Source organism: Sutterella parvirubra YIT 11816, from assembly GCF_000250875.1.
In the GTDB taxonomy this organism is placed as follows: domain Bacteria; phylum Pseudomonadota; class Gammaproteobacteria; order Burkholderiales; family Burkholderiaceae_F; genus Sutterella; species Sutterella parvirubra.
The window spans coordinates 1-10,325 of sequence record NZ_JH604953.1; the positions used below are offsets into that span (position 1 = coordinate 1).

Below are 10,325 nucleotides of genomic sequence, written 5' to 3' on the forward strand. Positions count from 1 at the left end.
ACAGGTCCGAAATACGTACCCTCATCCCAGAGTTCCATCAGGCACCGTCCCTTTTCGCTGTCGGGCTCCTTCGGCTCCGTGAGCGTCACGAGCGAAGGCGAGTCCGTCACCTGCTTCAATCGCGTGATCAAGGTGAGGATCTCGCCGCGGCGGCGGACGGCGTCCCCTTCCGTGCCGCTTTGGCGGATGTCCGTCAACCCCGACTTCAGGCACTGCGCGTAGAGCGCGGCCTGGTCCGGGGTCAGCGTCGTGAAGCGGGCGATGATCGACTTCTCGGGAAGATCCTTCTGGATCGCCGGGTCGGTTTTGAGGCGCCGGATGATGAAGGGGGCGGTGAGCCGCCGGAAGGTCTCGGCCGCAATGCGCGCGCCTTCGCCCCCGGCTTGAATCGGCCACGCGTATTCGCGCTCGAAGGTGGTCCTCGCACCCAGCAGCCCCGGTTGCACGATCGAGAGGATCGACCAGTAGTCGAGGAGGCGGTTTTCGACCGGCGTCCCCGTCATCCCGATCACCTGCCTCACGGGGAAGATGCGCGCGGCTTCGGCGACCTCCGTCGTGTGGTTCTTCAGGGACTGCGCCTCGTCCAACACCATGAGCCGCCACGGATGGTGCCCGAGCGTTTCGGCTTCGCGCCGGAAGAGCCCGTAGCTCGTGATGACGACGTCGACGCCGTCGGCCTTCGTCGGGAACTGCCGGTTCGCGCCGTGGTAGACGCAGGTCTTCAAACCCGGCGCGAACTTCTCAATTTCGCGCGCCCAGTTGATGAGGACCGACGTGGGGGCGATGACGAGGACCGGGGCGTCGGCAAGCTCGCCGATGTCCTTCAGGTGCTGGAGCGCGGCGATCACCTGGAGCGTTTTCCCGAGCCCCATGTCGTCGGCGATCAAGGCGCCCAACCCCAAACGCAGATTGTTGACGAGCCACTCGAACCCGCGCTTCTGGTAGGGGCGCATCTCGGCCTGAAGGCCTTCGGGCGGGGACACCTTCTTCGCCTTCACGGCGCGGTCGAAGGCCCGGCGGAGCTCCGGCGTCGCCTCGACGCGGGTGCTCCCCAAGCGGCCCGTGAGCATCGCGCGCAGGCGATCCCATTCCGTGAGCCTCGCGGCGGCGAGTTTAAGCTCCGCCATGCGCTTCCTGATCGCGTCCGCCGCTTCCTTCGCGACGAACACCCAGCGCCCGTCGAACTGCACGACGTCGCCCGCACGCTCCAAGAGGTCGTCGAGTTCGGCTTGGGTGAGCTCACGGTCCCCCAACGCCATCTTCCAGTTGAATTGGCCGAGCGACGCGGCGTTCAAAAGCGTCTCCGGCGCGCGCAGCACGGTCGCGGGACGGCGCCCCTTGGCGCAGCCGCTCCGGAAGGCAAGCTCTTCGGAGTCACCTGTGCCTTCGGAGCCTTCCCCGTTCTCCACGCCCATCGTGAGGAAGACTTCCGGCGCGGTGAAGTCGATCGAACCTTCTTCAAACTCGACGGTCAGCCCCAGGTCCCCCATCTTCGGGAGCACCTGCGTGATGAAGGACCCGGCGGTGCGGTCCGCGACGCGGCCCATTTCGCCGGGTTCGGCATCCGAAAACCGCACGACGACGTGCGCCCCGTCGATCACGTCGACCTGGACGGCGAATTCGTCGAGAATCCGGCGCTCCTCCCCCGTACAGTCGGCGTAGGGCGTCACGTCCTTCTCGCCGAACCGGCGGATCCCCATCGAGAGGACGCACCCGGTGCGCCCGAGCGAGGGTTCAGGGCGCGTCACCGTGACGACGGGCCGCCCCTTGAGCCTCACGAGGCACAAGGGGAGAAGCATGGCGTTTTCCAAACACGCCCCCATCCACCCGGTGACGGGCTCCAACGCGGGAATGTCGGCGATGACGCCCAAGGCGCCCGCACCCAGGAACGTGCGACCCTCGGTCGCGCGGCGCATCAAGGCGGTCACCGCATAGGTGAGAAGGAGCGCCAGCACGTAGTGGGGCGCATCGGTCAGGGGCGGCGACATCCGGGGCGCGCCCGCGGCTTCCTTCACCAACTGGGCTTCGACGGACCTGATCCAGCGCGCGAGGTCGACCAAAGGCCGCTGCAGGGTCTTCCGGTCCGAGACGTCCGCCCTCGGCACCCACGCAACGAACGGATACTCCTGCTCGACGTAGGGAACCGGCATGACGGCGCCCGTCTGCATCATCAGCGCCGCCAAGCGCCCGACGGCGCGCCACGCGACCACCGTCGGCGCGCAGACGCGCGCCGCCCACGCGGGCATCGTGATGAGTTCGCCCAGGGCGTCCTTGAGCTTGGCGGTCCTGACGGTCTTGGCGGTCTTGGTGCCGGTGCGGCCCTTCGCCTTCGGGTCCTCACGGCTGAAGCTCTCCGGTTCCCTCAGATTCTTGGCCGCGAGCTGGCTGAAGGCCGAAGCCGACGTCTGGGCAACCAACACCTGTTCCCCCGTGATCACGGGGGCGGCGTAGCGGAACGCCATCCGGAGGTATTTCTTCGGGGCCTTGGGAAGCACGTGGTTCTTGTGCCAGGGGGGCGAGGCGGAAAGGCCGTCGCGGCCGACGGCGTCGCCCTTCGCGGCCCATTCGAGCCACTCGTCGGCTTCGTCCGACATCTGGCGGTGAATCGTCGCCGTCATGTCCCCGAAGCTCCCGATCGGGCGCACGGTGTTGGGGTGGGGCATGCGCCAGCCCGACGGCTTGAAGGGCCGCAGAATCCGACGGAAGTCCATCGGCTGGCCGTACCAACCCTCGGGGTTGAAGCGCGTCATGCGCTCAATCGCTGCGTCCTTCCTGAGGCTCCTCGCGGGCCCGTAGGTCTCGATGTCGGCGAGGACGGCCTCTTCGATCGACTTCCTCACCCACTCGACCACGGCTTGGAAGCCCGGCAGCACCACCATCGGGGGCATGCCCTTCCGGTAGCCGAAGTCTTCGAGCGACTTTTCGGTCATGTGGTCGCGGACGAGACCCAAGGGGGAGGTCGACGAGGAGTTGGCGATGAGGGTCGCCTCGGCGATCCCGAAGCAGGCGGCGGTGAGAAGCAGGTCGCGCGTGTGGGGCGGAATGCCGGTCTCCGATTCATCCCCGTCCGCGTCGGTGCGGACTTCCTCCGCGGAAAAGTTGAAGAGCTGGAGACCCGCGTCCGAGAGCGTCTTGTCCAATGCCGGCGTCCAGTCGCCCCGCACGAGCGGGTCGATCAGCGACTCGCGCCCGAAGAAGTAGGTGGTGAGCGACGCCCGGCGGATCGACACCAACGGGTGGCGGAAGACCACGCGCTTCACTTCGCCCGTCGTCTTCATCACCGTCACGACGAAGCGGTAGTCGGGCGTGAGTTCCACCCGGGGGAGCTTCTGGTTGAAGAGCTCCAGCCCCGCCTTGAATCCCGAACCTTCGACGTCGATGCCCGCCGCCTCCAGAAACGCCCGGATGAAGTGCACCGTCCAGATGTTGGCGGCGCAGCGGCGGCGCTTGTTCACGTCGAAGGGGAAGGGCGTCTTCGGCAGGGCGGAAGGATCGGCAGGAGCGGAAGATTCGGCGCCGGCGGGGGCGGAGGTCGTAAGGGCGTCGTTGGACTCGGACATGGGGGCTGCGGGTCTGGGGGTAGATGGGGTTGGTCGCTGCGGGCCGCCGTGCGCGGGGTCGTCTCCGAAACTCAACCTCCCATTGACGACGAAAGCCCGATTGTTGAGGAATCGGGCCAACGTGCGTCCGGTCGGGAACTTCAAATGGATATGGAGCGGATCTTTAGGGGACTTCCGGCGCCAGGCACGACGGCGCAACTGCCAATTTTAGCGGTCGTGGCCATCAAAACCTTCCTATCGAAAGTCCCGTAGATTTTTGACGCTCATTCGGTGTATGAGGCCGCGTGGGCCCGCGCCGTGGATTCGGAAGCGGGGTCGCCCCGCACGTCCTCGCGCACGAACCCGATCGGGTCGACCACCTTGGCGCCCGGGGCGAGGGTGCGGAGCGCGTCGATCGTCCCGGCGAAACCGCCCGTGCCGTGCACGATGAAGGGGACGACGGTCGATCGCGGTCCGGCCGGTGGACACCTTGTCTTTCTCCCGATCACGCATGCGGTGATCTCGAAGCAGCGGTTCGTGCGGTGGAAGAACCAGAAGCTCACCCGGGCGACGGGGTTCTTCCGGGAGACCTTCTCGGAGAGGTGCGAGGCGGCTGCGAAGGAGGCCGAGAAGGGTGCCCGAACGGGCGGAACGAAGGGGTGAGCCCCGGAGGAGGGCTCTGAGGGCGTCAAAATTCTCTCGTGGAATCAAAGGGATGCGGGCTCGAATCTTCGGATTAGGGCCCGCTTGTTGTGTGGGCGCACAACAGGTGGCTGAATTCGGATGCATGGAAATATGACGGGTTTACCCGTGGACCTGTTTATCGGTCCTTTGCCGTCCGGGCGGACGTGGAAAAGCTGATCGGGTGCGCGGCGGGGGATCTGAGGCAAAGACCGAAGCACTTCGGCGGATCACTAAACAGGATTACGGTAGACACCTAAACTGAACTCTCCAAATGTTGGGTATATGGCCTTGGCCGTACATCTTTTGCGTTCGCCTCCATCGTCTTTCCCTGTACTTTCGGGGCAAGTGAAGAAGCTGCGTCCGCGCCTGATTCCCGGGTGCCGCGTCCGGAACGCATAACTCAACCCGGAGTTCAATACAGGACGACATTCCGGCGCGACGACGCAGCCCCATTTTGAAGAGGTGCCCGTGATGCATACGTCCCCCGCCCGCCGCCCCGCGACCAACACCCTCGCGCCCCGTTCCTCCGCGTCCGCCGACGTTCGGCTGCGCCCGCTCATGCTTACGCTCGCGGTCGCGTCGAAGAGATCTGGGGCGTCGAAGCCTCCGGGACGGCGAAAGACACGGCCGGCACGGGCGGCAAGGTGAACCTCAAGACCTCCGACATGGACGGCACGACCGGCGTCATCTCCGCGGGCTGGAACTACGCTTCGCCCGACAACGCCTACGAAATGGGTTTCGGCCTCACGGGTTATGCGGGCGCGAGGAAGGGCGTCACGGGCGAAGTCCGGGCGCTCTGGAGGTTCTGAGCTTCCGAGTGAGCTTCGATCACATGAAGTAGTGAGAAGCGTCCGTCTCATGGGGCCCGCAACGGGCCCCGTTGGGGGAAGGCGGACGGTCTGCTCAGAGGCTGCGGCGCAGCACCACCGTGCCGCAGCCTTTTTCCGTCCTCGACCGTCAGAATCCTGCCGGAACCCCATCCAACCCGCTTGTCGATCCCCCAAAAGGACGAGCCTGATGGCCCCGCGTGGTACGGACGATGACGGGTACCGAAGGGCGCACCCGTCGGTCTAAAATCGTAAGAACGACTCCGCCGGGCCCCGGCTTTCCCCCAACGCCCGCCCGGCACGACCTCGACCAAAACCAAACAAGAAGGAGGCCAATCGATGCCCAAGGACAAGATCCAGGAATCGCTCGACCGGCTCGAAGACAAATTGAAGCTCGACCAAGCGGTTCCCGTCTTCGAGACGCCCAAATACGCCGTCAGCTACATCCAGAACCGCTTGGTCGAAATGAAGGCCGCGAGCCCTGAGGAGGCGGCCTCGAGGTTCTACGAATCGATTTCCGAAAGTGAGCGCCGCGGGCTCTTCGAAGCGCTCCTCATCAAGGAGGCGGAAGAGTCGGGCACGTTCCGGAAGAAGCTCGCCGCCGTCTATGAACTCTCCGAGGGCTACGCCCACGGCGACTACCCCTACAAGAACCGCTACCCGGCGAAGCTCTACGAGAAGGAGCTCTATGAGCTCCAAGTCGAGCTTCTGAAACTCCAGGAATGGGTGAAGAGCCAAAAGCTCCGGGTGGTCGTGATCTTCGAGGGGCGCGACACGGCGGGCAAGGGCGGCACGATCCGCCGCTTCGTCGAAAACCTCAACCCCCGCGGCGCGAGGATCGTCGCTCTCGCGAAGCCCACTGAAGCCGAAGCGGGACAATGGTACTTCCAGCGCTACGTCGCGCAGCTCCCGAACCCGGGCGAGATGTGCTTCTTCGACCGCTCCTGGTACAACCGCGCCGTCGTCGAACCCGTGATGGGGTTCTGCTCGCCCGAGGAAACGAAGCGGTTTTTGAACGAAGTGAGCTTCTTTGAGCGAAGCCTCGTTCAGTCGGGGATCATCCTCGTCAAATTCTGGCTTTCGATCTCGAAGGAGGAGCAGCTCCGCCGCTTCAAGGAGCGCCAGATCAACCCGCTCAAACGCTGGAAGCTCTCGCCCGTCGACATCGCCTCGATCGACAAGTGGGACGCCTACACGGAAGCCATGCAGGCGATGTTCCGCGCGTCCGACTCCTTGGACGCCCCCTGGACGGTGATCCGCAACGAAGACAAGCGCCGTGGGCGCTTGAACGCCATCCGCGTGCTCCTGCAGTCGGTCGACTACGAAGGCCGAAACATGGACCACGTGGGGCAGATCGATCCGTTGATCGTCGGCCGCGCGGCGATGCTTTTGCCCAATACCGCCAACTACCTCTTCACCGGCGCCATGAACGCCGCGATCGTGCATCCGTCCCTCGACGACGAAGAGAAGTCCCGCCGGATCGAGAAGCTCGAAGAGGAGGTGAAGAGCGCGGTGCTGGGCGCGACGGATCCCGCGCAGAAGCCTGAGAAGACGGAGAAGGCCGACAAGTCCGAGAAGCCGGAAAAGACCGACAAGGCTGAGAAGGCCGAAAAGAAGGACAAGAACGGCAAGGCCGAAAAGTCCGAAAAGTCCGAAAAGGCCTGAGGCCCATCCTCCGGAAACTCAGCATCACTCCTTCCCAAGAACCCCGGAATTTCGGCCGCGGCACCGCACTCACCAAACCTCCTCCGAGCAGCGGCACCGCACACTTCGAAGGACCGTCCGGTTTGAGGAAAACGTGTCCGGGCGGTCCTTCTTCTTTTTCTCGAAGCATTGAAAAGCCCCGCAGGATTCTCGTCCTTACGGGGCTTTGGACCACTCGGTCGACGGTAGGGAATCGGGCTTTCGGCCGGCGGTCTTGTTTGGCCGGAGTTCTTCAGGCGCTCTTCGCGAACACCTGACGTCCGCGCGGATCGTACGTGTAGATCGTCTTCACGCGCTGGATGGAAACGGTCGACGCCGTGTATCCGATGAGCTTGCCGGGCTTCGAGAAGAGCAGATGGCCCTTTTCGTCGTACACATAGACGGCGCTGCCGCGCTCCATTGCACTGCCGATGGACATGGGTCCCTCCGTATACTTTGAGCATTCAGACACCTTCCATCCTAGGCCCGCGCGCGTACCGCGTCAACATCCTTTGTACCTCACGTGTTACGGATGAAACCCGTACGGGAAACGCAAAGCCCCCGTCGCAAAGCGTGTTTGAGGGCGCCGGCGCCCCATTGAAAAACCCCGCGGGAGGTGTCCCGCGGGGCATTCTCTTCACGCTTCACGAGTTTTTAACGTCGATTTGATCCGTCTGGTCCGAGCGACCGATCCCCGTCCGGAAGCAGCGCCCCGACGTTTCAATCCCTTACGTGATTACTTGAAGTTCGTCCACTCGACCACATGGCAGTCGTTGCAGAGCGCGCGGCTCGCCTTGTGTTCGGCGTGGCAGGTCGTGCAGTCCAACGTGTTCCCGTAGTGGGCCGAGGCGTGCGGGAACTTGTCGAAGCGGTTGGGCTTCGTCGGGATCTTGTCCATCGTGCCGTGGCAGCCGATGCAGGCCTTGCCGTCGGGGCGCTCGGTCGGGGTCGCCGTCCCGTGGCAGGTTTCGCAGGTCTGCATGAGTTTGGCGTGGTGGTCCTTCATCGGGACGCCGGCCAGCGTCGCGGCGTGGGCGCTCGTGAGCGCGAAGGCGGCACAGACGCCCATCGCGAGGAGGGTGAGGTTCTTGCGGATCGTGTTCATGGTGTTGTCCTCAAACTCTGAATGTCGTTTCTCTGGTCCGATCGGCTTCGATCAGGCCTTCCTTCAGGCCTTGCGGGCAGCCACCTGAGCGCCCGCGATGCGGCCGAAGACGAAGCAGTCGACGGAGCTGCAGCCGCCCAAACGGTCCATGCCGTGCACGCCCCCGGTGACTTCGCCCGCGGCGTAGAGCCCGGGGATCGGTCTGCAGGTTTGAGAGGACATCACCTCCGCCTTGGTCGTGATGGCGGCGCCGCCCATGCAGTAGTGAAGTTTCGGCGAGAGGCGCATCGAGTAGAAGGGGGGCTTGAGTTCCGTGCGGACGTCCAAGGGCTTCTTGAAGGGATCTTCCTTCTTGCCCGCGACGATCTCGTTCCATTCGGCGATCGAGGCCTTCAGAGCGTCCAGAGGCACGTTGTGGAGCTTCGCGAGGTCTTCGACCGTGTCGGACTTCTTCACCGTCCCTTCGCGGTACGCGGCCTTGAAGCCTTCGGCGTGGGTCGTGGTTTCTTCCGAGCAGAAGCAGAAGGGGTAGTTCGGGTTCTCCTTCGTCCCCTTTTCGAGGACCTTCAACTGCGCTTCCGCACGCGTGCGGCGGTCGGCGAGCTCGTTCATGAAGCGCTTCCCGGTCTTCGGGTCGATCGCCATGCCTTCACCGAACGCGTAGTCCGCGAAGAAGCTCCCGGGACCCGCACCCTTTTCGTCGGGCGAAGCCCACGGCCCCAACTGGAACATGTCGAGCATGACGGGCAAAGCGCCCGCCGCCAGCATCGCCTTGATCATTTCGGCGGTCGCGCCCGGTTGCGCCGTGCACTCGAGCTGCGCGTAGGCGGGCTGGGTCGCCGTCACGAATTCGTTGTCCTGGCCCCAGCCGCCCGTCGCGACGACGACGCCCTTCCGGGCACGGATCGCGGCTTCGCGGCGGCCTTCGCCCGTGTGCCAGTCGTAGCCGAACGTCACGCGCACGCCGCGGCATTCGCCTTCGACCATGACGAGTTCGTGGACGTTGGCGCGGTTCCTGAATTCGACGCCCTGTTTGCGCAGCCACTGGTGCATCGGCACCGTGATCGAGCCGCCCGACGGGACCTTCGGAAGGTGCGCGCGCGGGGCGCTGTGCCCGCCCAGACGAATCACCTTGTCCTGGAATTCGACGCCGCATTCCGTCAGCATGTCGAAGGCCTTCGCGGCTTCGGTCGCCATCGTGAGCGTGAGTTGCGGGTGGTTGAACCCACGCCCCGCGGCCATCATGTCTTTGACGAGCAGTTCGGGGGAGTCTTCGATCCCCTTCGCCTTCTGCATCTTGGTCAAGGGCATGCACATCAACGCGCCGCAGAGCGCGGAGTTCCCGCCCCAGGCTTCCATCTTTTCGAGAATGAGGATCTTCTTGATGCCCTTCTTCACGGCTTCATATGCGGCGGACAACCCCGCAAAGCCCGAGCCCACGATCACGACGTCGTAGGTTTCGTCGAAGTGCTCCGGCTTGATGGGGGAGGCGTGGGCCGCAGTGGCCGCGGCTCCGGCGACGAGGCTCCCGAGCGCGCCGCCCAGAACGCGGCGGCGGTTGAGGTTCAGTTCGGTCATGGTGGTCTCTCCTTCGTGAAGCCGCGCCGGCATCTTGGGTCGTTCGGTCCGGCTTCAACCTTCGTTCATGGTCGACGCACACTCTTTGCACCAACCGTACGAAGAATGATAGAGAAGACGTTGAGTTTGATCTATTGGGTGAAATACGGTCGAAACTGTTACAATTGAGAGCGCAACCGAATTCCTCTTGCGAGATCCCAGCCATGACGACTGATCCTTCCCGCCTCAACCCGCCCAAATTCCCCGGGACCTTTGAACCCGCCGACGCCGCCGACCCTTCCGAGCTCTCCGAACAGAAAGGGACGGTGAAACGCGGGCAGCTGCGCCGCACGAACCGGCAGGGGACGGAGACGAAGGAACTGATCTGCGAAGCCGCGAAGACGATCCTCAGGGAAGAGGGCGGGGAGCACCTCACGTTCGATCGGATCGCGCGCGTCGCCGACATGAGCAAGGGGACGCTCATGTACCACTACGGCTCGAAGAACGCGCTGATGGAGGAGCTCATGGAGCGCTACCGCGACCGGTTGGCGAAGCGCCTCTCGCTCGGCATGATCGAAGCCGAGATGATCGAATCCAAAGTAAAGGACCCGACGGTCGCGGGGTTCTTCGAGTGGTACCGGACCTTCCACGAGGAGGATGCGTCGAACACCGCCTACGGGCTCTCGATCCTCGCGCTCTCGGTCAAGAACGACCGGATGTTGAAGGTCCTTCAGGACTGGTACGAGGAGCTCTTCGACGGACTCAGGGACTCGAAGGCCGGTGTCGACGGCCTCATCGCCGTGCTCGCCTTGGAAGGCCTCTTCTTTCTCCGGCACTTCCGCATGGACATGATCGGAGATGAGGAGGTGAGGGCGGCGCTCGCCGTGATGGAGCGCCGGTGCGCGGGCGAAGACGTGCCGTCCGCTCTCC

General features: G+C 64.3%; 8 protein-coding genes. 3 read left to right on the forward strand and 5 right to left on the reverse strand.

What is annotated here, in order from left to right:
* Both HMPREF9440_RS10520 and HMPREF9440_RS11210 read right to left on the reverse strand, forming a co-directional pair.
* On the reverse strand, positions 1–3,560 hold a 3,560-nt coding region (locus HMPREF9440_RS10520), incomplete at its 3' end, for a DEAD/DEAH box helicase (protein ID WP_008542117.1).
* A gap of 263 nt (positions 3,561–3,823) precedes the next feature.
* Positions 3,824–4,231: a hypothetical protein gene (locus HMPREF9440_RS11210; RefSeq protein WP_148516423.1), complete on the reverse strand. Its 408-nt coding sequence runs from the start codon at positions 4,229–4,231 to the stop codon at positions 3,824–3,826.
* A gap of 636 nt (positions 4,232–4,867) precedes the next feature.
* Between HMPREF9440_RS11210 and HMPREF9440_RS11215 the strand changes: the two genes are divergently transcribed.
* Positions 4,868–5,032 (forward strand): hypothetical protein, encoded by a 165-nt coding sequence (locus HMPREF9440_RS11215; RefSeq protein ID WP_157180690.1) that lies wholly within the window; start codon positions 4,868–4,870, stop codon positions 5,030–5,032.
* 357 nt (positions 5,033–5,389) lie between these two features.
* Positions 5,390–6,715 carry a polyphosphate kinase 2 gene (gene ppk2, locus HMPREF9440_RS12380; protein WP_008542122.1) on the forward strand — a complete coding sequence of 442 codons (1,326 nt, stop codon included), beginning with the start codon at positions 5,390–5,392 and terminating at the stop codon, positions 6,713–6,715.
* A 271-nt stretch (positions 6,716–6,986) separates the two neighbouring features.
* On the opposite strand, the gene HMPREF9440_RS05090 is transcribed toward ppk2, so the two are convergent.
* The 3 genes from HMPREF9440_RS05090 to HMPREF9440_RS05100 form a co-directional block, all read right to left on the reverse strand.
* Positions 6,987–7,172 (reverse strand): hypothetical protein, encoded by a 186-nt coding sequence (locus HMPREF9440_RS05090; RefSeq protein ID WP_008542124.1) that lies wholly within the window; start codon positions 7,170–7,172, stop codon positions 6,987–6,989.
* A 297-nt stretch (positions 7,173–7,469) separates the two neighbouring features.
* Positions 7,470–7,838: a cytochrome c3 family protein gene (locus tag HMPREF9440_RS05095; protein WP_008542125.1), complete on the reverse strand. Its 369-nt coding sequence runs from the start codon at positions 7,836–7,838 to the stop codon at positions 7,470–7,472.
* Between the two features lie 63 nt (positions 7,839–7,901).
* The gene (locus HMPREF9440_RS05100) at positions 7,902–9,416 is read right to left on the reverse strand and encodes a flavocytochrome c (RefSeq protein ID WP_040763786.1); all 1,515 of its coding nucleotides are present in this window, start codon (positions 9,414–9,416) and stop codon (positions 7,902–7,904) included.
* 203 nt (positions 9,417–9,619) lie between these two features.
* Between HMPREF9440_RS05100 and HMPREF9440_RS10530 the strand changes: the two genes are divergently transcribed.
* A partial coding sequence (locus HMPREF9440_RS10530; protein ID WP_008542130.1) for a TetR/AcrR family transcriptional regulator occupies positions 9,620–10,325 on the forward strand: 706 nt, incomplete at its 3' end.

Coding starts and splice junctions, on each gene's coding strand:
- ppk2 (WP_008542122.1), top strand. CDS start 5,390: ATGCCCAAGGACAAGATCCAGGAATCGCTCGACCGGCTCGAAGACAAA.
- HMPREF9440_RS05090 (WP_008542124.1), bottom strand. CDS start 7,172: ATGTCCATCGGCAGTGCAATGGAGCGCGGCAGCGCCGTCTATGTGTAC.
- HMPREF9440_RS05095 (WP_008542125.1), bottom strand. CDS start 7,838: ATGAACACGATCCGCAAGAACCTCACCCTCCTCGCGATGGGCGTCTGT.
- HMPREF9440_RS05100 (WP_040763786.1), bottom strand. CDS start 9,416: ATGACCGAACTGAACCTCAACCGCCGCCGCGTTCTGGGCGGCGCGCTC.